The 22,569-nt window shown below is 52.4% G+C and carries 22 protein-coding genes, 2 tRNA genes and 1 pseudogene; 13 read left to right on the top strand and 12 right to left on the bottom strand.

The genetic code is table 11. From position 1 onward, the window contains the following. Positions 1–89: 89 nt before the first annotated feature. The 4 genes from HMPREF2872_RS09200 to HMPREF2872_RS09185 all read right to left on the bottom strand — a co-directional run bounded on the left by HMPREF2872_RS09200 (position 90) and on the right by HMPREF2872_RS09185 (position 2,935). Positions 90–779, bottom strand: coding sequence for a hypothetical protein (locus HMPREF2872_RS09200; RefSeq protein ID WP_070633096.1), 690 nt, complete (start codon positions 777–779; stop codon positions 90–92). Next, the gene (locus HMPREF2872_RS09195; protein WP_070633094.1) at positions 761–1,816 is read right to left on the bottom strand and encodes a beta-ketoacyl synthase N-terminal-like domain-containing protein; all 1,056 of its coding nucleotides are present in this window, start codon (positions 1,814–1,816) and stop codon (positions 761–763) included. Before HMPREF2872_RS09195 ends, HMPREF2872_RS09200 begins: the two co-directional genes overlap by 19 nt. Beyond that, entirely contained in the window at positions 1,813–2,103 is a 291-nt protein-coding gene (locus HMPREF2872_RS09190; RefSeq protein ID WP_003748215.1) for an acyl carrier protein, read from the bottom strand. Before HMPREF2872_RS09190 ends, HMPREF2872_RS09195 begins: the two co-directional genes overlap by 4 nt. 106 nt (positions 2,104–2,209) lie before the next feature. Beyond that, positions 2,210–2,935 carry a 16S rRNA (uracil(1498)-N(3))-methyltransferase gene (locus tag HMPREF2872_RS09185; RefSeq protein WP_070633093.1) on the bottom strand — a complete coding sequence of 242 codons (726 nt, stop codon included), beginning with the start codon at positions 2,933–2,935 and terminating at the stop codon, positions 2,210–2,212. A 167-nt stretch (positions 2,936–3,102) separates the two neighbouring features. On the opposite strand from HMPREF2872_RS09185, the gene HMPREF2872_RS09180 reads away from it, so the two are divergent. Next, complete coding sequence (locus HMPREF2872_RS09180) at positions 3,103–3,891, top strand: inositol monophosphatase family protein (RefSeq protein ID WP_003684681.1); 789 nt, start codon at positions 3,103–3,105, stop codon at positions 3,889–3,891. Between the two features lie 266 nt (positions 3,892–4,157). Here HMPREF2872_RS09180 and HMPREF2872_RS09175 read toward each other — a convergent pair whose 3' ends face one another. Beyond that, on the bottom strand, positions 4,158–4,625 hold the full coding sequence (locus tag HMPREF2872_RS09175) for a YchJ family protein (protein WP_070633091.1): 468 nt from the start codon (positions 4,623–4,625) through the stop codon (positions 4,158–4,160). Positions 4,626–4,835: 210 nt separating this feature from the next. Here HMPREF2872_RS09175 and HMPREF2872_RS09165 point away from each other — a divergent pair, with 210 nt between their 5' ends. From HMPREF2872_RS09165 to HMPREF2872_RS09145, 5 genes are all read left to right on the top strand, one after another. Further along, positions 4,836–5,684 carry an RnfABCDGE type electron transport complex subunit B gene (locus HMPREF2872_RS09165; RefSeq protein WP_070633088.1) on the top strand — a complete coding sequence of 283 codons (849 nt, stop codon included), beginning with the start codon at positions 4,836–4,838 and terminating at the stop codon, positions 5,682–5,684. A 71-nt stretch (positions 5,685–5,755) separates the two neighbouring features. Continuing rightward, positions 5,756–6,754 (top strand): BtrH-related acyltransferase DarH, encoded by a 999-nt coding sequence (locus HMPREF2872_RS09160; protein ID WP_070633086.1) that lies wholly within the window; start codon positions 5,756–5,758, stop codon positions 6,752–6,754. Positions 6,755–6,834: 80 nt separating this feature from the next. Continuing rightward, complete coding sequence (locus HMPREF2872_RS09155; protein WP_070633084.1) at positions 6,835–7,578, top strand: SH3 domain-containing protein; 744 nt, start codon at positions 6,835–6,837, stop codon at positions 7,576–7,578. A gap of 28 nt (positions 7,579–7,606) precedes the next feature. Next, complete coding sequence (locus HMPREF2872_RS09150) at positions 7,607–8,521, top strand: ABC transporter ATP-binding protein (protein ID WP_070633082.1); 915 nt, start codon at positions 7,607–7,609, stop codon at positions 8,519–8,521. Then, positions 8,518–9,771, top strand: coding sequence for an ABC transporter permease (locus HMPREF2872_RS09145; RefSeq protein ID WP_070633080.1), 1,254 nt, complete (start codon positions 8,518–8,520; stop codon positions 9,769–9,771). Before HMPREF2872_RS09150 ends, HMPREF2872_RS09145 begins: the two co-directional genes overlap by 4 nt. Before the next feature lie 195 nt (positions 9,772–9,966). Here HMPREF2872_RS09145 and HMPREF2872_RS09140 read toward each other — a convergent pair. The 4 genes from HMPREF2872_RS09140 to HMPREF2872_RS09125 all read right to left on the bottom strand — a co-directional run bounded on the left by HMPREF2872_RS09140 (position 9,967) and on the right by HMPREF2872_RS09125 (position 14,670). Next, positions 9,967–10,042 (bottom strand) — tRNA-Lys (locus HMPREF2872_RS09140). Between the two features lie 58 nt (positions 10,043–10,100). Beyond that, entirely contained in the window at positions 10,101–11,180 is a 1,080-nt protein-coding gene (gene apbC / locus HMPREF2872_RS09135) for an iron-sulfur cluster carrier protein ApbC (protein ID WP_070633078.1), read from the bottom strand. Between the two features lie 164 nt (positions 11,181–11,344). Further along, positions 11,345–13,408: a glycine--tRNA ligase subunit beta gene (gene glyS / locus HMPREF2872_RS09130; protein WP_070633076.1), complete on the bottom strand. Its 2,064-nt coding sequence runs from the start codon at positions 13,406–13,408 to the stop codon at positions 11,345–11,347. A 167-nt stretch (positions 13,409–13,575) separates the two neighbouring features. Next, the gene (locus HMPREF2872_RS09125; protein WP_070633073.1) at positions 13,576–14,670 is read right to left on the bottom strand and encodes an FAD-dependent oxidoreductase; all 1,095 of its coding nucleotides are present in this window, start codon (positions 14,668–14,670) and stop codon (positions 13,576–13,578) included. Between the two features lie 302 nt (positions 14,671–14,972). Between HMPREF2872_RS09125 and HMPREF2872_RS09120 the strand changes: the two genes are divergently transcribed. Continuing rightward, positions 14,973–16,400, top strand: a complete 1,428-nt coding sequence (locus HMPREF2872_RS09120; protein ID WP_070633071.1) for a TIGR00341 family protein — start codon at positions 14,973–14,975, stop codon at positions 16,398–16,400. Between the two features lie 38 nt (positions 16,401–16,438). Here HMPREF2872_RS09120 and HMPREF2872_RS12090 read toward each other — a convergent pair. Next, positions 16,439–16,603, bottom strand: a pseudogene (locus tag HMPREF2872_RS12090) (IS1595 family transposase); the annotation flags it as partial. Here HMPREF2872_RS12090 and HMPREF2872_RS09115 point away from each other — a divergent pair. After that, positions 16,568–16,729 carry a cell division protein gene (locus HMPREF2872_RS09115; protein WP_070633190.1) on the top strand — a complete coding sequence of 54 codons (162 nt, stop codon included), beginning with the start codon at positions 16,568–16,570 and terminating at the stop codon, positions 16,727–16,729. The pseudogene HMPREF2872_RS12090 and the gene HMPREF2872_RS09115 sit on opposite strands and share 36 nt — an antisense overlap. A 105-nt stretch (positions 16,730–16,834) precedes the next feature. Here the strand turns inward: HMPREF2872_RS09115 and glnE are convergent, their stop codons facing one another. Further along, complete coding sequence (gene glnE / locus HMPREF2872_RS09110; protein ID WP_070633069.1) at positions 16,835–19,519, bottom strand: bifunctional [glutamate--ammonia ligase]-adenylyl-L-tyrosine phosphorylase/[glutamate--ammonia-ligase] adenylyltransferase; 2,685 nt, start codon at positions 19,517–19,519, stop codon at positions 16,835–16,837. 129 nt (positions 19,520–19,648) lie between these two features. Here glnE and HMPREF2872_RS09105 point away from each other — a divergent pair, with 129 nt between their 5' ends. The 3 genes from HMPREF2872_RS09105 (at position 19,649) to coaD (ending at position 21,397) form a co-directional block, all read left to right on the top strand. Beyond that, entirely contained in the window at positions 19,649–19,927 is a 279-nt protein-coding gene (locus HMPREF2872_RS09105; protein ID WP_049328453.1) for an oxidative damage protection protein, read from the top strand. 163 nt (positions 19,928–20,090) lie between these two features. After that, on the top strand, positions 20,091–20,777 hold the full coding sequence (locus HMPREF2872_RS09100; RefSeq protein WP_003684643.1) for a Bax inhibitor-1 family protein: 687 nt from the start codon (positions 20,091–20,093) through the stop codon (positions 20,775–20,777). A 107-nt stretch (positions 20,778–20,884) separates the two neighbouring features. Next, positions 20,885–21,397, top strand: coding sequence for a pantetheine-phosphate adenylyltransferase (coaD, locus tag HMPREF2872_RS09095; RefSeq protein WP_049328452.1), 513 nt, complete (start codon positions 20,885–20,887; stop codon positions 21,395–21,397). Between the two features lie 47 nt (positions 21,398–21,444). On the opposite strand, the gene HMPREF2872_RS09090 is transcribed toward coaD, so the two are convergent. Continuing rightward, on the bottom strand, positions 21,445–22,005 hold the full coding sequence (locus HMPREF2872_RS09090; RefSeq protein ID WP_049328451.1) for a hypothetical protein: 561 nt from the start codon (positions 22,003–22,005) through the stop codon (positions 21,445–21,447). Positions 22,006–22,209: 204 nt separating this feature from the next. Here HMPREF2872_RS09090 and HMPREF2872_RS09085 point away from each other — a divergent pair. Beyond that, positions 22,210–22,285: transfer RNA gene (locus tag HMPREF2872_RS09085), tRNA-Phe, on the top strand. Between the two features lie 9 nt (positions 22,286–22,294). Then, positions 22,295–22,492: a hypothetical protein gene (locus HMPREF2872_RS11645; RefSeq protein ID WP_141752873.1), complete on the top strand. Its 198-nt coding sequence runs from the start codon at positions 22,295–22,297 to the stop codon at positions 22,490–22,492. The last annotated feature ends 77 nt before the right edge of the window (positions 22,493–22,569 follow it).

Raw genomic sequence — 22,569 nt, 5'->3', positions numbered from 1 at the left:
CCGTCTGAAAATATTTTCAGACGGCCTTTTTAATGACATAAACCTTATTTATTCAAAAGACAAATACTTTCTCTAAAATCATTTGCCGATCACACCAAAGTATATTTCTTCACACTCCTACCCTCGTGCGCCATTACTTCTTCTATCCAATCGGCGATATTTTGCCAATAATATTGCGGCTTTTCAGACGGCCTATCAGCCTGCATCACTTCATCATTCAACACAATGGGAACACCCTGCTCTGCACCGGCTTCAAGCAACATCCAAATACTACCTTCATGGGTATCGGCATGAGCGGCTTGATGTTCATATGCCCAGCCAACCGCAGCTTGTCCGCCATTTTGCACAGACTGCATCGCCAGCAATAATGGATGAAAGCAGGTATCCACATTGTTGTCAGCAGCCACGACCAAAGTTGCACCATGCGTTCCTAACGCTTGCGCGGCATGAAAAACGGGAGAATTGTGTAGATTGGCGATAAAGTCAAACGGCATCGCGGCGTGATGGTTCAGCACATTATCTGCCATTTTTTCAAATACGGATGGCGAAGAAAATGGTGTACCGAGAAAAACAGCGCAATCAGAACGGATTCCGCTTTGTTCCTTTAACTGCCATGCACCAAGCGCGGCAATCAAACTCAAGCGGCTGAGGCGGCGGGTATCTATACCGCTTTGCTGCTTTAAGGTTTGTTTGAGGATTTTACCGCCGGTGCCGGCATCAGTATCAAAACGCACGGCGGCGGTAATACGGATATTAGGATTTACGGTTGCCATTGCCATACCAAAGATGTGTTGCTGCCGCCAAAACCAAACTGATTGGCCAAACAGAAAAAGCTGCCTTTTTGTAAAGCCGCGCACTCGGAAAAACAAATTTTCCGCCCCTGATAATCGCTGCTTCCGCCTTGTTTTAAAGCGGATAATAGCAGGGCTGTTTCAAGGGCTGCCGTTGCGCCAAGCGTGTGTCCGATTTTCGGCTTGAACGCCATCAAAGGCGGCAGTGTACCGAATATATTTTCCAGTGTGGCCAATTCGGCGGCATCGCTGTCAGCCGTGCCGATACCGTGTGTTTTAACGGCTGCAATACTTTCAGGAGCGATGCCTGCAATATCTAACGCACGGCGCATTACCTGCTCTTGCGCTTGGCCATCGCTTTGAATCAGGTCATTGCCTGTATTGGCGGCGTGTCCGATAAGTTTCAGACGGCCTGAAGATTCAGGAGCAGCGGAAGATAAGGCAAGCGCGGCAACACCTTCGCCTAAAATCAAACCGTTTCCGCCAAAAGGCTGATAGTGTTCAGCCAGCAGACCCAAGCTGTGAAAATGCAGTAAAGTCAGCCGGTTGAGGTTTTCAATACCAAGTACAAAGGCGCGCTCCGCCCCGCTGCGCAAACAGTTATCCGCCTGAATCAGCGCATGGGCAGATGAAGTGCAGGCAGTAGCAAAACTGAAAATCTGCCGATTGCCGCTGCGCCGGCGCAAATCTTCGGCGAGATAAAGCAAATTGTGTTCTTCTACCGCCCTATTGCCCGCAAAATGGCGGTTTTCATATTCAGAGATAGAATAGGAACTAGAACCGATAAACACCGGCGCATCATGCCAGCTTTCAGACGGCCAGCCTGCACTTTCGGCGGCTTGTCGCAAATGTTGTTCGGCAATATCCGCAAATTCCTTCCGCCCCAAACTGTCGCCGGCGAATGCACGAAAATAAGCAGCCTGCTGTGGCTGGTTTAAAAACGTATAAGACACTGCATCAGGCCGTCTGAAATCCGTTTGCGGATTCAAGGCAGAAGTGGCCGCCGTACCGCAAACCCAACTCACGCGCCATGCTCCGCACGGATAAACGCCGCCAAATCGCGTACGCACATCATATGTTTGCGCACCATCCGGTCGCCCTGCAGACGCACTTGGAAATACTGTTGCAAGGCAACGCTGATTTGCAGCGCATCAAGCGAATCCAAACCGACCGGACTGTCATCGCCAAACAAAAGTGCATCGTCGGTGAAATCATCCATATCCACATCGTCGGCCTTATCGGCCTCTTGCACGATTAACTTTTTCAACTCCGCTTCCAGCTCGTGCTCAGCCAGTGTAAAGGTGTAAGACATTTTTTAAACTCCCATTTTTATCTCATGAAGCAACAGCTTGTTTTAGCGAAACTCGCTACGCTCGTTTTAGCGAAACTCGCTACGCTCGTTTTCAGACGGCCTGAATTTATACAAAATCGCCCCAAAGCGTCTGCATGGTGGCAATGGCCGCAAGTGAGGCGGTTTCGGTACGCAACACCCGTTTGCCAAGCGTAACGGATTGAAAACCGGCATCAAATGCCTGCTGCTCTTCCTTCTCCGTCCAGCCGCCTTCCGGGCCGACCATAAACACGACCTTACCGGATTGCGGCCGAACATCACTCAATTTTTGTGCACGGTTCAAACTCATTAACAGTTTGGTCGTTTCCTGCGGCAACTGTTGCAATGCCTGTGCATAAGTCGTCAGCGGTAAAACCTTCGGCACAATATTGCGGCCGCTTTGTTCACACGCCGAAACGACGATTTCCTGCCAACGCGCCACCCGCTTTTCAGCGCGTTCGCCGCTCAAGCGGACGACACAGCGTTCGCTGATGACCGGGCGAATTTCTGCCACGCCCAACTCCACGCTTTTTTGCAAAGTGAAATCCATGCGCTCTGCGGCAGATACCGCCTGTACCAACGTAATGTTCAGCGGCGATTCGTTGTCCGTTGCCTCTTCACGCAAAATCCGCACGCTGGCGTGGCGTTTTTCCAAAACTTCGGGCAAAGCCGGATATGACTTGCCATTGCCGTTGAACAACACGATTTCTTCCGTGTTTTTCACGCGCAATACATTCAAATGGCGCACCACATTATCGGGCAATTCGACCACGCTGTCGGGGCTTAAGGCAAAATCAACATAAAATCGGGGCATGGTTTCCTGCTTTATTCATGTATATAATTTGAACTTTCGTGAACGAAATTGAAACACGGCGACGACATACACTTGCCTGCCTGATTTTGATTTCATCCACTATAATTTGAAAACTTCCCGAATTTTAATCCACTGTCACGCAAAACTGCAAAAAACAAGGATACGCCGTGCTATACCGTTTACAGAAAGTCGTCCGCCACATCGCCCAAACCGAAGTCATGCCGCGTTTTCTGAACACGCCGTCACGACGCAAGGAAGACGGCTCGGTTTTGAGTGAAGCAGATTTGGCCGCACAAACCGCTTTTGCCGCCGCCCTGCCCTTATTGGAGGATTGTCCGATGTTGGGCGAGGAGATGAGCGTTCAGGAGCAAACCCGTTTGTGGAACGAACATTCAGACGGCCTGTGGATTGTCGATCCTATCGACGGCACAAACAACTTCGTCAACGGTTTGCCGCATTTTGCCGTATCCGTCGCACTGGTTAAAAACGGCCACGCCGAATTGGGCGTGATTTACAATCCGGTCAGCGGCGAATGTTTCTATGCCGAACGCGGCAAAGGCGCATTCCTCAACGGTACGCCGCTACCGCTGCGCTCCGAAAACAAAAAACTCAACGAATCCATTGCCGGCGTAGAAATCAAATACCTGCGTTCGGGCAAACTCGCCAGCCGCATGAATACCCTTGCCCCATTCGGCACAATCCGCAGCATGGGCAGCAGCACGCTCGACTGGTGCTATCTTGCCAGCGGCCGCTACGATATTTACATCCACGGCGGACAAAAGCTTTGGGACTACGCTGCCGGCGCATTGATTTTTGAAGAAGCCGGCGGCTGCCTGACCACTTTGGAAGGCGACGATTTTTGGAGCGGCGAACATGTATTCAAGCGTTCCGTCATCGCCGCATTGCAACCTGAACTGTTTCAGCAATGGGTGAAATGGATTCGAGAAAATCAGTAAAAATGCCGTTTATCTTCAAAAAATCACGATTATCTTGCAATTTATTGAAATTATTTCACTTCTTAACAGCATTTAATACTAAAAACGGTAGAATATTAATCGCTGACACAACACCGCTCTTTCATCCCTTTTGGGCGGTGCAGCAAGTAAGACGTTTTCCCGCAATGTATTGGCCATTCATACTTCTCCCTTAGTATGAATGGTTTTTTTTATCTGCAAAAACCGCTCAGGCCGTCTGAACGTTCAGACGGCCTCTGTTTACACTACTATTTGAAAAACTGTCCGCAACACGCCTTAAACTTTTTGCCCGAACCGCACAAACAAGGCTGTTTCATCGTCGGCAAAGCAACGGTCGGATCAATAAAGTACCAACGCCCGTCTATTTTCACAAACGCCGACAATTCATGATGGCACTCAGTTTGCCCGTTCTCTTCAAAATACGCCTCAAACTCGACCAAAGCATGCAGCTTGCCAAACGGCACATGACGGATAACCTTCAATCCCGACCACTGCGTCTGCTTACTCCATACCGCCAAATCCTGCTTGTCCAACAAATTCTGCTGCTCAGGGACAGTCGTGTCCACGATATAGTCGATTTCCTGCAAAACATACGCACTGTAACGCGAACGCATCAACTCTTCCGCCGTCGAGGCCGCCGCCTCACGCGCATGAAACGGTGCGCAACATTCCGTATAAACACGCCCCGACTGACAGGGGCAAAGTGTAGCCGTCATTCCTAATTACCCGAATAAATCCATTTCAAAATTATAACGTAAACCTGACTCAGGCCGTCTGAAAATGAGTGTAGCGAGTTTCGCCAAAACGATTGTAACGAGTTTACCAAAACGAGCGTGGAGAGTTTCGCTAAAATAAGCAAAGCGGGTTTCGCCAAAACAAACGCAACAATCTGATATAATGCGCCTTTTCGATTTTGACTATCCATGATGACCATTCCCATCCAAAGCATCAGCCGCCTGTTGCCGCAAACCCAATGCCGTGAGTGCGGTTATGAAGGCTGCCTACCCTATGCGCGCGCCCTGTCGGCAGGAGAAGCATCGGTAAACCTGTGCGCACCGGGTGGGGAAACCGTCATGAAAGACCTGGCCGACCTATTGGGCAAGCCCTACCTCGCGCCGGCAAAAACGCAAATCAAAGCCGTAGCCCTGATTGACGAAGCCGCCTGCATCGGCTGTACCGCCTGCATCCGCGCCTGTCCTGTCGATGCCATTATGGGTGCGTCCAAAATGATGCACACCGTCATCAGCGACGAATGCACCGGCTGCGGCTTGTGCGTTACCCCCTGTCCCGTCGACTGCATCGACATGGTTCCCGTATCGCAGCCCTTCCTGCCGTCCGCACGCCGTTTCAGCACTTCTGCCGAACCGCGCTTTGCCGCCGCTGAACACGCGCAAAGCCGTTTTGAACACCATACCGCACGCAAACAGCGCGACGATGCCGAACGCAAAGCTCTGCTGGCGCAACGCGAAGCCGCCGTCAAAGCCAAACAGGCCGCACAGACGCAAACCCGAACAGCCGCACCAAGCGCCGCATTCAACCCCATGGATTTGATTGCCAAAGCCATGGCCAAAGCGCAATCGCAACAGGACAAACTCGTCTCCTCCGACAACCGCGAAGACTTCAAAGCGCGCCAAATCGAAGAAGCCAAAGAACGCGCCGAACTGCGCCGCGCCCAACGTGATGCCAAATACGGCAACGAAGCCGAAAAAGCCGCTGCCATCGAGTTTCTGCGCCGCTACAAAGCTGAGCAGGAAGCGGCCAAAGAAGCCCGCTGATTTCCAAAATAACAAACCCATTCCGACCGCATCAGGCCGTCTGAAAACATTGCACGAAAACCAATAACTTTATGACCACACAAGAATTTCCACACCAGCATACCGCTCATTGCGAAAGCGGTGTGATGTCCACCCTGCTCAAATACCATGGCCACAATTTAGACGAAGCCATGATTTTCGGTATTGCCCACGCACTGACATTTGTCTGGATGCCGCTGATCAAATTAAACGGCATGCCGCTGGTTTCCTACCGCATCGCACCGCGCGGCATCATCAAAAACACCTGCAAGGCATTGGGGCTGAAATTGTCCGTCCGCAAATTTTCCAATGCCCAAAAGGGACAAGACGCGCTGGATGCCGCGCTTTCATCGGGCAAGCTGGCGGGTTTGCAGACCTCCGTATTCTGGCTGCCGTATTTCCCGCCGCAAATGCGTTTCCATTTCAACGCACACAATCTCTTGGTATACGGCAAAGACGGCGGCGACTACCTGATCAGCGACCCCGTATTTGAAACCGTGCAGCGCTGCGCCGCCGAAGATTTGCAGCGGGCGCGCTTCGCCAAAGGTGTATTGGCGGCAAAAGGCATGATGTACACGCTGGAAAACGACAGGTCGTCTGAAAAAATCATGGCAGACTTGCCCGCCATTATCCGCAAAGCCATACGCAAAAACGCCAAACAAATGCTCCCGCCCGTTTTTTTCGTCGGCGTAAAAGGCATCCGCACGCTGGCAAAAAACATCGAAGCCCTGCCCGCCAAACAAAATGAGAAATACCAAAAACTGTTTCTCGGCCATTTGGTGCGGATGCAGGAAGAAATCGGTACCGGTGGCGCAGGTTTCCGCTACATCTACGCCTACTTTCTCGAACAGGCCGCCCATATCTGCAACGAACCCGCATTTCAGACGGCCTCAGAACAAATGACCGCCATCGGCGACCAATGGCGGCAGTTTGCAGCCATGTGCGTGAAACAGTGCAAAAAACCGTCTGAAAACGGCTGCCGCAACATTGCCGAATTTCTGCGCAACATTGCGGATAATGAAGAAGCATTGTGGCGCGGATTATTGAAATAATCAGGATTTATTCGATCCCGTTTAATCTACCGTGGATTATTTTGATATTCAGGCCGTCTGAAAACTAAAAGAAATTAAAAATGCGTTACCTAGCTACTGTCTTATTCTTGTGTTCCGCCTTAACCCATGCCGCGCCGCCGGACGGCTTTGCCTTGGTTCATGATGCCGACGGACACACCAACTTGCGCAAAAGACCCGATTTGAATGCCAAAGTCTTGGCAAAAATTCCTAACGGCACGCCGTTGGAATGTGTGGAAGAACTCAGTGAAACCAGATCGGACTTCTGTTTTGTTCAGCTACAACAGGCAAGCGCCGACGATTCTGGCTTTATCCATCGCAGCCGTCTGATATTTCCCGCCGCCGATAAAAGCTTCGTCCGACTGCGCGAACAATCCGATCGCGACGATACGCTGACTTTGTCCGGTAGCGGACAAAAGGTACACATCGTAGCCCGCCGCATCCATCCAAAACTTAGCGACTTCTCGGGCATCAACAAAGACAAAAATACCGCGCGGCTCTATCAAGGCAAACCTTTCTATGGTACAGACTACGACATTCCCAAAAGCGTGTTCGCGCTTGAACGCATCACGCTAAACGGTCAAGCGGTTCCCGCTGCCGAACTGCAAGGACTGTTCTCGCCCGATTTTGCCACCACTGCACGCGGCAGCAATGTATATCAAGGCTGGGAAGCCTATTATCGCGACAGCAATAAGACGCTTTATCTGTTCGGCAGACAAGGTTCGGACGGTGATCCCTTCGGCGTCTGCTTTATATTTAAGGACGGCAAATTCCAGCGCCGTTATTTATGGGGTGCTGCGATTTAAATATCGCTCGAAAAGGCCGTCTGAAACCATGATTCAAATCCAATCCCTCTCCCACCATTATCCCAAAGCCGAAACTGCCGCGCTGGACAATGTGTCGTTCGATATTGCCGACGGCGAATGTTTGGGGCTGCTCGGCCACAACGGTGCAGGGAAAACAACGCTAATGTCGCTTTTGGCAGGCTTGCAGGAAGTACGGCAGGGCGAAATTTTGTTTGACGGCAAGCCGTTGCGCCTGTTGAGCCGCAGCGAGCGGCAGAAAATCGGTTTGGTGCCGCAGGATTTTGCGTTTTATCCGCAGCTTTCTGTGTGGGACAACCTGCTGTTTTTCGCCTCGCTTTACAAAGTGCGCGACAAAGGCCGTCTGAACGCGCTGTTGGAACAGACCGACCTGACCGCCCACAAAAACAAGACGGCGAAGCATCTTTCGGGCGGGCTTAAACGTCGTCTGAATTTTGCCATCGGCCTGATTAACACGCCGCAACTGGTGTTCCTCGACGAAATCACGGTCGGCATTGACCCGCAGTCGCGCCGCTTTATCCTCGACAGCGTGGCGGGTTTGACGCGGCAGGGGGTAACGGTGGTTTACACCTCGCACTATCTGTCAGAAATCGAGCAGCTTTGCGGCAAAATCGCGCTGCTGCAACACGGCAAGCTGGTGTACCACGGCGGTTTGGACGAGCTTTTAAGCACGCAAACCGGTGTCGTGCGTTTTACCGTCGAACCGCCGCTGCCGCCTCAAACGCTGGCTGCTTTGGGTGCCAAGCAAGTGGACAGCCGCGGCATGATGGAAACCACATACGATGCCGCCGCCGTTTACGCCGCCCTGCAACAAAGCGGCGCGCAAATCCGCTACTTCCAGCAGGGACACGGTTCGCTGGAAACGTTTTACCTTGATTTCCTGCGCAAAGACGAACCGGTAACAGATAAGCAAAATCCACAATGACGACTTCCTCCCTCCTCAAAGAACTCAAACTGCTCTGCCGCGACCTGCACGGTTTGGCCGTGTTGTTTGTGATGCCCATCGCCTTCATGCTGATTATGTCGTTGGCGCTGAGCCGCGACCAAGATCCGCACACCGACAGCCGTATCGCGCTGGTTGGCGCGGCAAACGACAGTATCAATACCGCACTGGCCGCCGCGTTGGAAAAAGAGCAAATTCATGTCACGCTGATGTCGTCTGAAAAACTGACCGACGCGCAAAACGGCCTGCACAACAAGCGTTTCCAACTGGTGCTGTACAACCCGAACGCCGCTTCCGGCAAAATCGCCGACAACAAAGCCTTGCAAATCTATGTACCGCCCGATACCGAGCCTTCGTGGCTGGCGGCGGTCAAAGGCGTTTTGCAGCAGCACTACACCCAAACGCGGCTGGACGCCTATTTCGACAACAACGACGGCATCAAAATCGACAATAAAAAACTGCCCCGTTCCATCCGCAAAGACATCCAGAAAAAAGTCGATGAAAAAAACGACGAGCAATTCGCCGCCGTGCAAACCTTTTTAGATAAAAAAATGCTGGAAGAACACTATCTGAGCGCAGGCAGCGGCAAGGTTGAAAAACCCAACGCCGTACAGCACAGCGTACCCGCATGGCTGATTTTCGGTATGTTTTTCATCATGATACCGCTGTCGAACGTCATGGCGCTGGAACGCCAAACCAACACCATCACCCGCCTGCGCCTCGCCCGCGCCTCCGCGTCCGGCCTGATTGCCGCCAAACTCGTCCCCTATTTCCTGATTAACCAGCTCCAATTTGCCGGAATGCTGCTGCTCGGCCGCTACCTGCTGCCCGAAATCGGCGTGCCCGCCCTCATACTCAACGGCAGCCTTGTTCCCTACGCGCTGCTGTCCGCCGCCGTCAGCGCCGCCGCACTCGGCTACGCGCTTCTAATCAGCGTCTGCGCCAAATCCACCGAACACGCCGTCGTCCTCGGCGGCGGCGGCATCATCCTGATGGCGGCAATCGGCGGCATTATGGTCCCCGCCCACGTCATGCCCGAAACCATGCAGCAACTCACTTGGATTTCCCCGATGGCATGGGGCTTGAAGGCTTTTCAAGAGCTGCTGCTCAACCGCAGCGGACTGGACGGAGTCGGCCGTTATCTGCTTTTATTGTCTGCATTCTCTTTTGCCACACTGAGTGCTGCCGTACTGGTTTATCGTAGGCAGTTGCAGACGCAGGTAAGGTTTTAAACGTTTTCTGCCATAAGTAGAAAACTTATTTCTCAAAACCATTCCTATAAAATAAAACTTCAGGCCGTCTGAAAATATCTTTCAGACGGCCTGATGCTTGATGTGCTATGGATTGTTTCAATAACAAAATACTCAACAAAATCCTAAAATCCAAACGTAAAAAAACCTGCTTTTTTCAAAGCAGGTTTTTATATTTGGTGGGTCGTGAGCGATTCGAACGCTCGACCAACGGATTAAAAGTCCGCTGCTCTACCGACTGAGCTAACGACCCGATAAGCTGTACATTATAGAGACGGGTCACACAGCTGTCAACACTTTTTTAAACTTTTTTATTCGACGACGATTTTCGGGAAGCGGTTGCTGAAGTCTTTGCCTTTATCGGCAATGGCCAGCGCGATTTGGAATGCGGCTTCGGTGTAGATGTCGGCGATGGTTTGGTTGTTTTCAAACAAGGCCGAAGATGTGCCGCTGTCCATGGCTTCGCGTACAGGCAGGCTCAACGGAAGCTGGCCGAGCAACGGTACGTTCAAACGCTCTGCCAGGTTTTTACCGCCTTCTGCGCCAAAGATTGCTTCGGTATGGCCGCAGTTGGAGCAGATATGGACAGACATGTTTTCCAAAACGCCCAAAATCGGGATATTGACTTTGTTGAACATATCCACGGCTTTGCGTGCATCAATCAGGGCGATGTCTTGCGGCGTGGTGACAACAACGGAGCCGGTCACGGGGATTTTTTGCGACAGGGTCAATTGGATATCGCCGGTACCAGGCGGCAGGTCGATGAAGAGATAGTCAACATTGTCCCATTCGCTTTGGAACATCAGCTGTTGCAAGGCTTGGCTGACCATCGGGCCGCGCCAAACGACGGCTTGATCAGTATCGACCAGAAAACCGATGGACATCACTTGAATGCCGCTTTCGGCTTCAACGGGAATCAGTTTTTTGTTTTGTTGGTCGGGTTTGCGGTCTTGTACGCCGAGCATGGTGGGCTGGCTTGGGCCGTACAGGTCGGCATCGAGTACGCCGACGCGCGCGCCCATTCTGGCCATTGCGGTGGCAAGGTTGGCAGTGGTCGTGGATTTGCCGACACCGCCTTTGCCGGATGCAACGGCGATGATGTTTTTCACGCCTTTGATGGTTGCCACGCCGGGTTGGACTTTGTGCGTACCGATTTCGGTATCGATACTTAAGTGGATATGAGTGTCGCCGGTATGTGCCATGACGGCTTCTTGGAGGGCGTTGGCAATGTCTGCGGCAATATGGGCAACTGGGAACGCGAATTTCAGGCCGATATGCAGGCCGTCTGAACGCTCTTCAAGGAGTGTAACGGCTTTTTCGCTGCCCAAAGTGCGTATTGTGGTGGGAATCAACACGGCATCGAGTGCGGTTCGGATGGCTGGAATATTCATAATCTGCCTCTTGAATGTGGGAAATTGTTTGATGTGCGCGATTTGCCTGCCTGACAAATCTGCTGAATTATACCCTTGAACGCCATGTAAGGGATACGCCCGAAAAACTTCAGGCTGCCTGAATCATCAGGCAGCCTGAAAAGCGGGTCAACTGAAACGCGGCCTTATTCGCTCAAGAGCGCAATGTCGGCAACTGCGTTCATTTGTTCTGCCAAGCGGTTCAGCAGGTTCAAACGGTTTTGCTTCACGGCGGCATCTTCGGCCATTACCATCACGCCGTCGAAGAATGCGTCGACTTGCGGCTTGACGGAAGCCAACTCGGACAAAGCAGTTTGGAAATTACCTTCGGCAACGGCGGCGGAGATTTTCGGCTGCAAACCTTGAGCAGCGACGTACAGGGCTTTTTCTTCATCCTGTTGTAGCAGGCTTTCGTTAACCGCGCCCAACTCGGCATCGGCTTTTTTCAGCAGGTTTTGCACGCGTTTGTTGGCTGCGGCCAATGCGGCGGCTTCAGGCAGCTGTTTGAACGCGGTAACGGCTCGCAGTTTAGCCACTACGTCGTCCAAACGGCGCGGCTGTTTCGCCAATACGGCGGCAACGATGTCTTGCGGATAATCGTTTTGCAACAACACGGCCAAACGCGCCTGCATGAAGTCGGTGGTTTCAGACGGCGTTTTCTCGTTGAGCAAACCTTGCGGGAAGCTGTTGAAGGCCGTCTGAATCAGTTCGTTTACGTCCAAACCGTACTGCATCAGCATACGCAAAATACCCAATGCGGCGCGGCGCAGGGCGTATGGGTCTTTGTCGCCGGTCGGAATCAGGCCGATGCCCCAAATGCCGACCAAGGTTTCCAGTTTGTCGGCCAAAGCAACGGCGGTTGCCACTTTGCCGTTCGGCAGGTTGTCGCCGGCAAAGCGCGGTTGGTAGTGTTGCTCGATGGCTTCGGCGATTTCTTCGGTTTCGCCGTCCAAGCGGGCATAGTATTTGCCCATGGTGCCTTGCAATTCTGGGAACTCGCCGACCATTTCGGTCACCAAGTCGGCTTTGGCCAAACGTGCGGCGCGCTCGGCTGCGGCGGCATCCGCGCCCAATGCTTTGGCGATATGGGCGGCGATGCTTTGCAGACGCTCGATACGCTCGGCTTGCGAACCGATTTTGTTGTGGTAAACCACGCTGGACAATTTCGGCAGGCGGCTTTCCAAAGTCGCTTTTTGGTCTTGTTTGTAGAAGAACTCGGCATCAGACAGGCGCGCGCGCAAAACGCGTTCGTTGCCTTGGATGATGTGCGACGGGTCTTCGGTTTGCAGGTTGGACACCAGCAGGAAGCGGTTCATCAGCTTGCCGTTTTGATCGAGCAACGGGAAGTATTTTTGGTTTTGCTGCATGGTCAGAATCAAGCATTCTTGAGGCACAGCGAGGAAGTGTTCTTCAAAACCGGCTTCCAATACCACAGGCCATTCGACCAATGCGGTCACTTCGTCCAATAATGCTTCATCGGCGGCAACGGTCGCGTTCAGACGGCCTGCTTGTTCGTTCAAGGCCGTCTGAATGGCGGCTTTGCGTTCTGCAAACGAAGCGACGACTTTGCCTTGCTCACGCATTTGCAAGGCGTAGCTGTCGGCATTTTCGATGGCGATTTCGCCGCTGGAGAGGAAGCGGTGACCCAATGTTTTGTTGCCGCTTTGCAGACCCAAAACGCTGACGTTTACGATGTCGCCGCCATGTAGCACGATCAGGCTGTGTACAGGGCGCACGAAGGTAAATGTGCTGCTGCCCCAACGCATGACTTTAGGAATCGGCAGTTTTTTCACTGCGGCATTGATGATGTCTTCCAAAAGCTCGCCCAGCGGTTTGCCGGTTTGGACGTACTCGTAGGCGTACACGTCTTGCTTGCCGTCATTGATGATGGTCAGGTCTTCGATTTTCGCACCCGCACCGCGCGCAAAACCTTCCAAAGCCTTAGTCGGCGCACCGTCTTTCATAGCATTCGCCACGGCCGGGCCTTTTTTCACGATTTTTTGGTCGGCTTGAACGGCTTTCACGTTTTTGACTTGAACGGCCAAACGGCGCGGAGAAGCGTAGGCAGTGTATTCGGCTGCGCCGTCAATCAGTTGCGCTTTTTCCAAGCCTTCGGCAACGGAAGCGGCAAAATGGTTGCCCAAATTATTGAGGGCTTTTGGCGGGAGTTCTTCAGTGAGAAGTTCGATTAAAAGGGTTTGGGTTGTCATGTGCTTATCGTTAAATAGGAAATTGGTTTGGCGTCTGAATACGGCATCATGCGGTTTTCAGACGCAAGGTTAATTGAATTGACGGCGATTTTATCATTTTCAGACGGCCTGTGGCTGTCTTTCACAAACAATTTGCCCGATTTTCAAGCACAACGTCCGCCACGGCTTCAATTTGCGGCGCGGATATACTGCAAGCCGCTGATTTCGTCTGATTCGGGAATGTCGCTTCCGGCAAACAGCGCACCGGCCAAACGCACGGCCGCACCGGTAACAGCAGGAGAAATCATAAAACCGTGGCGGAACAGGCCGTTGACTTCAATCAGGCGACGTTCGCGGTTGAAGCGGATTTCGGGGTTGTGGTGGTTTAAAGTTGGGCGCAGGCCGGTGGCCAGTTCCAAAAGGTTTGCCTCGCCAAATGCCGGATGCACGGCGTACAGCGCGGACAAAAGTTCCAAACCGGAACGCACGCTAGCCGGCGCTTGGCTTTCACTTTCAATTTGGGTCGCACCAATCACAAAAATATGGTTTTCCTTCGGCGCGATATACAAAGGATAGCGCGGATGCAGCAGGCGCACGGGGCGGGACAGCTCGATTTCAGGGGCATAAACGCGCGCCACTTCACCGCGAACGCCGCGCAAAACGCTTTCAGACGGCCTGTTCCACGCTGCTTTTGCGCCATAACCGCGGCAGTCGATAACCCAATCGTATTGCGCCGCTAAATCTTCAACTTCGCGTTCGCACGACCAATGACACGCTACATTCATTGATTCCAAAGCATCGGCAAGCGCATTCAATACCTGTCGTCCGTCCAACTGCCCTTCTGTCGGCAGATACAGGCCGTCTGAAAACCGCCCGGCCAGTTGCGGCTCGTTTGCCGCGATTTCATCCGCGTTCCAACGTATGGTTTCATGTTCCGCCACGCCGCCGCGCTTCAAATGACGAGCAAACTCGGCAGAAAGCGGCTTGTCCTGCGTGTGCCAAACAATCAGGCTGCCGTTTTCCTGCATCATCACCGGCGTATTCAGACGGCCGACAATCGCGCGCCAAAGCGCAATACTTTGTTTGCCCAAACGAATGACTTCGGGCGTTGCCTCCACCGCTTCGGCAGAAGGTGCCAGCATGGCCGCGGCAACATAAGCGGCGGCTTGCGCGCCATCGCGTTCGCCTTTCTCAAACAACTCGACCGAAATGCCCTGCTCTGCCAGTTGGAACGCCATCAGACGGCCAGAAAGACCGCCACCGAGTACCGCAACCTTAGACATCAGTTTCTCCTTGTTTTTAATACATAAATGAGTGCATATTTTAGAACTTGTTTGGCTGTATCACAATATCGACAGAAAATGAGAACAGTTTTTGCAGATCATGCTTAAGCTAAATCAGTACTACGTAAACAAAAAATCTTCCTTACATAAAACCTACTATAATGTCATCTTTTGACATATTCACATTCACTCAGCTTCATTGCACCTGTTGATTGGCTTTGATGCACCCATTTGATTTTATAAGGAATAATGATGAAAAGCTTGGGCAGTGCTTTATTTATCCTCGGCATAAAGGTAAGAACATGCAAGAACTAGAACAAGAAAATAGTAAAAAACAGGAAGTAGCAGACAACGTTGCCATGACCAAGTTGCAAGATGTGTTCAATCTTGCACATGACCAAGCTCATCCTGACAAAATCGATTCCGTCATTCGTGCCAATACTCGGGTGTCCGGAACCAATATGTGGGTATTGATATTTGCCATTGCTGTGGCGAGTATCGGTCTGAATGTCAACAGCACGGCGGTAGTGATCGGCGCAATGTTGATTTCGCCGTTGATGGGGCCGATAGTCGGTATGGGTTATGGTTTGGCGGTCGGCGATACTACGCTGATCCGCCAAGCGGCACGCAATATTATTATATTTGTCGTCATCAGCTTGATTACCGCTACGTTGTATTTCCTGTTAACCCCGCTTAAAGAGGCGCAAAGTGAGCTTTTGGCGCGTACTCAGCCGACTCTTTGGGATGTGTTGATTGCCTTCTTCGGCGGTAGTGCGGGCATTGTGGCGCAGACCCGAAAAGAAGGAGGCAATGCCATACCGGGTGTGGCGATTGCGACCGCATTGATGCCGCCACTGTGTACCGCGGGCTACGGACTGGCTCATGGCAACTGGCAATATTTTTTCGGCGCTTTTTATCTGTTTGCCATCAACTGCGTGTTCATCGCTTTTTCGACCTTGTTGTTTTCCAAGCTGCTCAAGCTGCCGCGCAGGGGGTTGGTAACGGAATCCAAACGCCGGTTGCAAAGTATCATTATTACCGCCGTCGTACTGGCTGTGATGATTCCGAGCGGCTATATGGCATCAGGACTGGTGCGTCAGGAGATCTTCAACACCAAAGCCAATTCCGCCATTGCCACCGCACAGCAACAGGAAGGTTTTTTCGTGCTGCGTAAGATTTTGAACCACAGAGAAAATAGGGTCGGTCTGATTGTCAACGGAACGGGCAATGCTGAGAAAATTTCTGCCTTATTGGTGAAGAGCCTTGAAGTGTCAGGTGTGAAAGCGCCGAAGGTCAACGTGGTCTATGCGGGAGGGGACGATGCTAAAATCGAAGAATTGCTGGCAAGCCGAAACAACTCGGCGCAGCAGCAAAATGAGTTGAAAGAGCAACAAGCCTACATAGATACCGTGCTTGCAGGTAAAACTGCCGGTGCTGACGATGCTGCGGTACTCAAGGAATTAAAAGCCCAATATCCGGAAGCGGAAAAAATCGTTGTCGGACGCGGCTTGGTTTGGGAGAAAGCGCAAACGGCACCCACTACACAGGAGCAGCCTGAAAGCAGTCAAAACAAACAGGCAGACATAAGTAACGATATTGTCGTGGTCTCGCTCGAATTTAAGGAGCCTCTGCCTGCCAAAGATCACGAACGCTTACAGGCGTGGTTGAACCAGCGTTATGAAGGTACAGCGGTGCGCTTGTTAGTCAATGCTAAAGTTTTGGACAAATAGCCATTCTCCAAAATATTTGGGGCTAACGTAGATTAGCTCTAAATTCGACACCAATCCCGCAGGATTTTAAACCGTTGAGACGGTATGCCGAAGTTAAACCGAAATTCGCATTCTTTCAAGAACAGCGGAAAAGATTTGCGATCGATTTGGCATTCGGTTTGAATTATATGAACGCGGTACCAAAAGTTTTGGCCTGGATTTACGAATGGGTCGAAGATACCGCCCTATGGATTAAAGCAGGCATTACGGGTAGTGGCGCTTTACTGTGGTTGGCAGGCAACTTCCTTGAAAAACCTGCAGAGGCAGAACAGGAAGAGGAAGAAGAATAAATACCATAAAAGGCCGTCTGAAAAGTTTCAGACGGCCTTTTTATTAGGTTCACCAAACAACGTTTTTTATGCCCGAAAGTATGCCTTAATCGGATAAATGGCTACTTATCCGAACTTTACTTCTGCCCCGAATACTTCCTGCCACAGTTTTCGCACATTGCCGTAGTGGGTCAGCAATTCGTCCGTTACTTCGGTTTTTTTTGCATCGCGCAGTTTGGTGTTGTGTTGCTGCTGGCGGTAGAAGCGGTAGGCGGTGCGGCTTTGTTCGGCAAGGGTTTTGTCGATGAGGCCGCAGTCGGCGGCAATGTTCAACAGAGCGATGTTGCCGTAGTTGTCCAAGAGTTGTGGATACTGGCGGGCATGGGCAAGGATGAGGTATTGGACGATAAATTCGACGTCGACCACGCCGCCGCGTGCGTATTTGACGTTGCTGTCAACCGGCGGGTGGGTGGGGAACATTTTTTCGCGCATCTCGATGATTTCGCCTGCCAAGGCGGTTTGGTCGCGTTCGGCGGTGAGGATTTCGGTGCGGATGCGGTCGAAGGCCGTCTGAATTTCGGGTGTGCCGCAGATGAAACGGGCGCGGGTGAGGGACTGGTGTTCCCATGTCCATGCGTTTTCGCGCTGGTATTTTTCGAAGGCGGCGATGCTGTGGGCGAGGAAGCCGGCGTCGCCGTTGGGGCGCAGGCGCAGGTCGGTTTCGTAGAGGCTGCCTGCGCCGGTGGCGGCGGAAAGCCAGTTGGTCAGGCGGCGGGAGAGGCGGCTGTACACGTCGCCCGCGTCGGGATGGGGATCGTCGTAAAGGTAGACGAGGTCGAGGTCGGAGGCGTAGCCGAGTTCTTTGCCGCCGAGTTTGCCGTAACCGACGATGGCGAATTGCGGTGTGTCTCGGTGTTTTTTGGGCATGTCTGCCCATGCGCACGGCAGGGCGGCAGCGAGGATAGTGTCGGCGAGGGCGGAGAGTTGGTCGGAGAGGGATTCTACCGTCCACAATCCGGCGAGGTCTTGGACGGCGAGGCGGAAGACTTGGGCGTGCTGGAAGCGGCGCAGGGTGTCCATTTGCGCTTCGGTGTCGCCGCCGCAGGCTTTGAGGTCGTCTGAAAGGGCGGCGGCGAGGGCTTGCCAGTCGAACGCGGTATCCAAAAGCTGCGCGCTGATGAGTTCGTCCAGCAGAATCGGATATTTGCTCAGATACGCCGCCACCCATGAGCTTTGGCTCATAATCTCTGCCAGTTGCACCAAGGTTTGCGGATGTTCGTTGAGAAAGGCGAGATAGGCGGAGCGGCGGCTGATGTTTTCGAGGAAGTCAAACAGCCGCATCAGCGTATCGGTCGGGTTGGTTTGCTCTGCCGCCGCCTGTACGAACAGCGGCACAATGGCGTCAAAACGCGGCTGGGCGTGTGCGGAAAGATGGCGGTATTTATGGCCGTGCCGGATTTGGTCGAGCCTTGCGGCGATGGTTTTGGCATCGAACCCGTGTTCTTTCAGACGGCCTTGCCGCTCTTCTTCGTCGGGTTTGTCCTGCCATGCCCATTGCCATTCGCTGTTGTCCTGTGTTTGCTCTTCGGGTTCGCTCAAAATTTCGTTGAACAACTGATTGACTTTGTTTCGATGAACGTTGAGGTCGTCTGAAAAGGCGGCGTAGCTGTCGAACCCCATGCTTTCGGCGAGCAGTTGCTGCTGTTCGGGCGAGGTGGGCAGGGTTTGGGTTTGCTGGTCGTCCCAGTATTGCAGGCGGTGTTCGACATCGCGCAGGAAGCGGTAGGCGGCAAGCAGGGTTTCAACGTTTTCAGACGGCATGATGCCCAGTTCGGCAAGTTTCTTCAGCGTTTCCTGCGTGCCTTTCAATTGCAGCGCACGCATTTGGCCGCCGCGTATCATCTGAAAAATCTGGGCGATAAATTCGACTTCGCGGATGCCGCCCGCGCCGAGTTTGATGTTGTCCGCCATGCCTTTTTTGCTGACTTCGCTGCGGATTTGGCGGTGCAGGTTGCGCATTGCTTCATACGCGCTGTAATCCAGATATTTGCGGAATACGAAAGGGCGCACCAGCGATTTGATGTCGTTCGGATACGGCGTAACTACACGGCCTTTGCACCACGCGTAGCGTTCCCATTCGCGCCCCTGCGTAATCAGGTATTGCTCCAGCGCGGTTTCGCTTAATACCAGCGCGCCCGAATCGCCGTCCGGCCGCAGCCGCATATCGACGCGGAACACTTGCCCGTCGGCGGTAATGTCGTTCAGCAGCGCAATCAGTTTCTGCCCGACTTTGGTGAAAAACTCCTGATTGCCCCGTTCGCGCCTGCCGTCGGTGTCGCCCGATTCGGGATAGACGAAAATCAAATCGATGTCGGAAGACACGTTCAACTCATAGCCGCCCGCCTTGCCCATCGCCACCACGCTCAAATGCTGCGACGATTTGGTATAACGCCCGATCGGCGTGCCGTACATGTCCCGATAATAGGCGTAGGCAAAATCCAGCGCGGTATTGACGGCAAAATCGGCAAACAGCGTAATCGTGCGGGTAACTTCGTTCAAATCGCTGATGCGGTTTATATCGCGCACGATAATCTGCGACACCACATAACGGCGCAACTCGCGCAGCTGCCGCGCCAATTCTTCCTCGTTTTCTTCCGCGCGGATAGTGTCCCAGTCGGCAAAGGCTTGGAAATCCGCTTCGGTCAACACCTTGTCCAGCATGGGCAGGAAAATTTCGGGCTTGAGTTTACCGGAATCAAGGTTGCGGGCGAGAAAAAGGGAATAACGGCGGGCAGTATCGAGGCGGTTCATAATCTTTGCCTGAATAAACAGAAAAGACCATCATAGCAAGGTTTCAGGCCGTCTGAAACCCACGCTTTCCCCTATCCGTGCAATCGGCTAAAATACCAACCTTTACAACCCCCACATAAGGAAACCGCCATGACCCGTATGGTTCACTGCGTCAAACTCGGCAAAGAAGCCGAAGGCATGAAATTTCCGCCGCTGCCCAACGAACTGGGCAAACGCATTTTTGAAAACGTTTCCCAAGAAGCATGGATGGCTTGGACCCGTCACCAAACCATGCTGATCAACGAAAACCGCTTAAGTCTTGCCGATCCGCGCGCACGCGAATACCTCGCTCAGCAGATGGAACAATACTTCTTCGGCGACGGCGCAGATGCCGTACAAGGCTATGTTCCGCAAGAGCCTACTAAATAAGCATTAAACACCAAGGCCGTCTGAAACCCGATTTTCAGACGGCCTTTAAAATTCCCGATTGCCCCGCATATTAGGCAAATAGAACAGATAAATCATACAACCCCATGATTCTCTGTTAAAATCCAAATTTCATTCATTTTCAATCCACATTGGAGCAAACGCCATGCAAAACGACGTTTACGACTATACCTCGCAAGGCTCGGTTGCCAAAAATACTGTCCTGCAAAAAACCTACCGCCTGCTCGGCCTGTCTTTCATTCCTGCCGTTGCCGGCGCGTTCTTTTCCGCCAAAACAGGCTTTAACATTTTCGCCATGTTCGGTTCATACTATGTTGCCCTGGCCGCCTTCTTCGGCTTCTTCTACGGCATGACCTTCCTGATCGAGAAAAACCGTTACAGCAACGTCGGCGTAGCCCTGTTGATGATCTTCACTTTCGGCATGGGCCTTGCCATCAGCCCTATGTTGCAATACGCCTTAGCGATTAACAACGGCGCGCAAATCGTCGGTACGGCCGCCGCCATGACCGCCGGTGTATTCTTCACCATGTCCGCTATGGCACGCCGCACCACAATGAACATGAACAAACTCGGCAGCTTCCTCGGTGCCGGTGCGATCGTACTCATGATTGCCGTTGTGGCCAACATCTTCCTCAACATCCCTGCCCTGAGCCTGACCATCGCGGCCGGCTTCGTTGTCTTCAGTTCCCTGATGATTATGTGGCAGGTGCGTACCGTTATCGACGGCGGTGAAGACAGCCACATCAGCGCGGCGCTGACCATCTTCATCTCCATCTACAACATTTTCAGCAGCCTCTTGAGAATCCTCATCTCTATTAGCGGTGACGACTGATAAAGCCGCAAAGGCCGTCTGAAATTTCAGACGGCCTTTTTGATTTTTGACATCACCGGCAAACTCCCCTATCCTGAACGCCACACAAACCCCATTCCCAACACAAAATGACCACGACCACTCTGCGCCGTGCCGTGTACGCAGGCAGCTTCGACCCTCCCACCCTCGGCCACCTATGGATGATACAGGAAGCCCAATCCCTCTTTGACGAACTCATCGTCGCCATCGGCACCAATCCCGAAAAGCGCAACACCTACACCATAGAAGAACGCCGCGCCATGCTCGATGCTATTACCCACCCGTTCCCCAACGTCCGCATCAGCGTGTTTGAAAACCGCTTTTTGGTCGATTACGCCCGCGAAGCCAACGCCAATTTCATCGTCCGCGGCATCCGTTCCTCCGCCGACTACGAATACGAACGCTCGATGCGCTACATCAACAGCGACATCGCCCCCGAAATCTCCACCGTCTTCCTGATGCCGCCGCGCGAAATAGCCGAAGTGTCCTCCACCATGGTCAAAGGCTTGGTCGGCCCACAAGGCTGGCGCGACATGATAGGCCGCTACCTCCCCGACCCCGTCTATCAAAAAATCCTGCAAGACCACGAAACAAACACATAAAACAAAGGCCGTCTGAACATTTCAGACGGCCTTCCAATTTCCATTGATTATTTACGGGCGGACATCAACACCTGCAGGTTTTGATTCAACGTTTCCATGTCCAACCAACCGGCGGCAATAAACAGCATCAAAATCACCGTACCCACACACAGCACGCTGATACCATACAACAGATAACCCACCAAAACACGGCCTACCGTTGCATTTCCCATCCACATCAAACCGCGCACCTGCACCACAAAAACCCAAGCCTGCCACAGCAGCGCAAACGCAGCCAACGCCGGCACATACAACACCAGCAACAGCGGCAGCAGCAAAGCCTCAGACACCAAAATAAAGCCCCACAAAGGCAGCTGGGGCGCACCGTAATAATGCAGCACCTTGCGCATCGAGCGGCTCAACACCAACCATTTCACAATCACCAAAATCACCGACAGGCACACTGCCGCCGCGCCACTGCCAAACAAAGGCGACATGCTGGCCGCGTTTACCACGCCCAACAGCAGCAACACCGCCGCCATCACCAAAGGCGAATACAAATACGTCTCCGGCGAACGATAGCGCAAACGCAAAACATCCCACATATCACGAACAAACACATACAGCATGGCATAAATCCAAAGCAAAAAAGCCGATTGTATCTTAGGCCGTCTGAAAATCAAACCGGCAAACCTAAAAACCGCCAATTAAAACGAAAAATAATTTAATACAAAACAAAATCTTAATTTACCGCCTCAAAAATAAAGCCTACAAATGCTTGCACAAGGCAACGAAATTTGGTTTAATTCACATCTCGCAACGAAACACGCGAAGGCCAGATAGCTCAGTTGGTAGAGCAACGGATTGAAAATCCGTGTGTCGGCGGTTCGATTCCGCCTCTGGCCACCACTAACCGCCTTGAAGCGGTTATTTTTTTATCTATACGATTTGAACGTATGCTTTAAGCGCAAATCCCGTTCCAGACCATGCGTCCCGATTTCCACACAAGGCCGTCTGAAAATTTTCAGACGGCCGTTGTTTATGTTGGCATGGCATAAAAATCCGCTTTACCGCCCCATTCCGACAGAATACGGCACTTCCATCCAAACCGGCTGAAACCTTCGCAAACATACTGAATGACACCTTTGCAAAATCCCCCCAAAAATCCCCTAAATTCCCACCAAGACATTTAG

The sequence above is a fragment of the Neisseria sp. HMSC069H12 genome (genome assembly GCF_001812735.1).
Lineage (GTDB): Bacteria > Pseudomonadota > Gammaproteobacteria > Burkholderiales > Neisseriaceae > Neisseria > Neisseria subflava.
The sequence above is the reverse complement of the archived record's forward strand: the minus strand, read 5'-3'. Positions and strand labels throughout refer to the sequence as shown.

Coding starts and splice junctions, on each gene's coding strand:
- HMPREF2872_RS09200 (WP_070633096.1), bottom strand. CDS start 779: ATGGCAATGGCAACCGTAAATCCTAATATCCGTATTACCGCCGCCGTG.
- HMPREF2872_RS09190 (WP_003748215.1), bottom strand. CDS start 2,103: ATGTCTTACACCTTTACACTGGCTGAGCACGAGCTGGAAGCGGAGTTG.
- HMPREF2872_RS09185 (WP_070633093.1), bottom strand. CDS start 2,935: ATGCCCCGATTTTATGTTGATTTTGCCTTAAGCCCCGACAGCGTGGTC.
- HMPREF2872_RS09175 (WP_070633091.1), bottom strand. CDS start 4,625: ATGACGGCTACACTTTGCCCCTGTCAGTCGGGGCGTGTTTATACGGAA.
- HMPREF2872_RS09165 (WP_070633088.1), top strand. CDS start 4,836: ATGACCATTCCCATCCAAAGCATCAGCCGCCTGTTGCCGCAAACCCAA.
- HMPREF2872_RS09160 (WP_070633086.1), top strand. CDS start 5,756: ATGACCACACAAGAATTTCCACACCAGCATACCGCTCATTGCGAAAGC.
- HMPREF2872_RS09155 (WP_070633084.1), top strand. CDS start 6,835: ATGCGTTACCTAGCTACTGTCTTATTCTTGTGTTCCGCCTTAACCCAT.
- HMPREF2872_RS09150 (WP_070633082.1), top strand. CDS start 7,607: ATGATTCAAATCCAATCCCTCTCCCACCATTATCCCAAAGCCGAAACT.
- HMPREF2872_RS09145 (WP_070633080.1), top strand. CDS start 8,518: ATGACGACTTCCTCCCTCCTCAAAGAACTCAAACTGCTCTGCCGCGAC.
- apbC (WP_070633078.1), bottom strand. CDS start 11,180: ATGAATATTCCAGCCATCCGAACCGCACTCGATGCCGTGTTGATTCCC.
- glyS (WP_070633076.1), bottom strand. CDS start 13,408: ATGACAACCCAAACCCTTTTAATCGAACTTCTCACTGAAGAACTCCCG.
- HMPREF2872_RS09125 (WP_070633073.1), bottom strand. CDS start 14,670: ATGTCTAAGGTTGCGGTACTCGGTGGCGGTCTTTCTGGCCGTCTGATG.
- HMPREF2872_RS09120 (WP_070633071.1), top strand. CDS start 14,973: ATGCAAGAACTAGAACAAGAAAATAGTAAAAAACAGGAAGTAGCAGAC.
- HMPREF2872_RS09115 (WP_070633190.1), top strand. CDS start 16,568: ATGAACGCGGTACCAAAAGTTTTGGCCTGGATTTACGAATGGGTCGAA.
- glnE (WP_070633069.1), bottom strand. CDS start 19,519: ATGAACCGCCTCGATACTGCCCGCCGTTATTCCCTTTTTCTCGCCCGC.
- HMPREF2872_RS09105 (WP_049328453.1), top strand. CDS start 19,649: ATGACCCGTATGGTTCACTGCGTCAAACTCGGCAAAGAAGCCGAAGGC.
- HMPREF2872_RS09100 (WP_003684643.1), top strand. CDS start 20,091: ATGCAAAACGACGTTTACGACTATACCTCGCAAGGCTCGGTTGCCAAA.
- coaD (WP_049328452.1), top strand. CDS start 20,885: ATGACCACGACCACTCTGCGCCGTGCCGTGTACGCAGGCAGCTTCGAC.
- HMPREF2872_RS09090 (WP_049328451.1), bottom strand. CDS start 22,005: ATGCTGTATGTGTTTGTTCGTGATATGTGGGATGTTTTGCGTTTGCGC.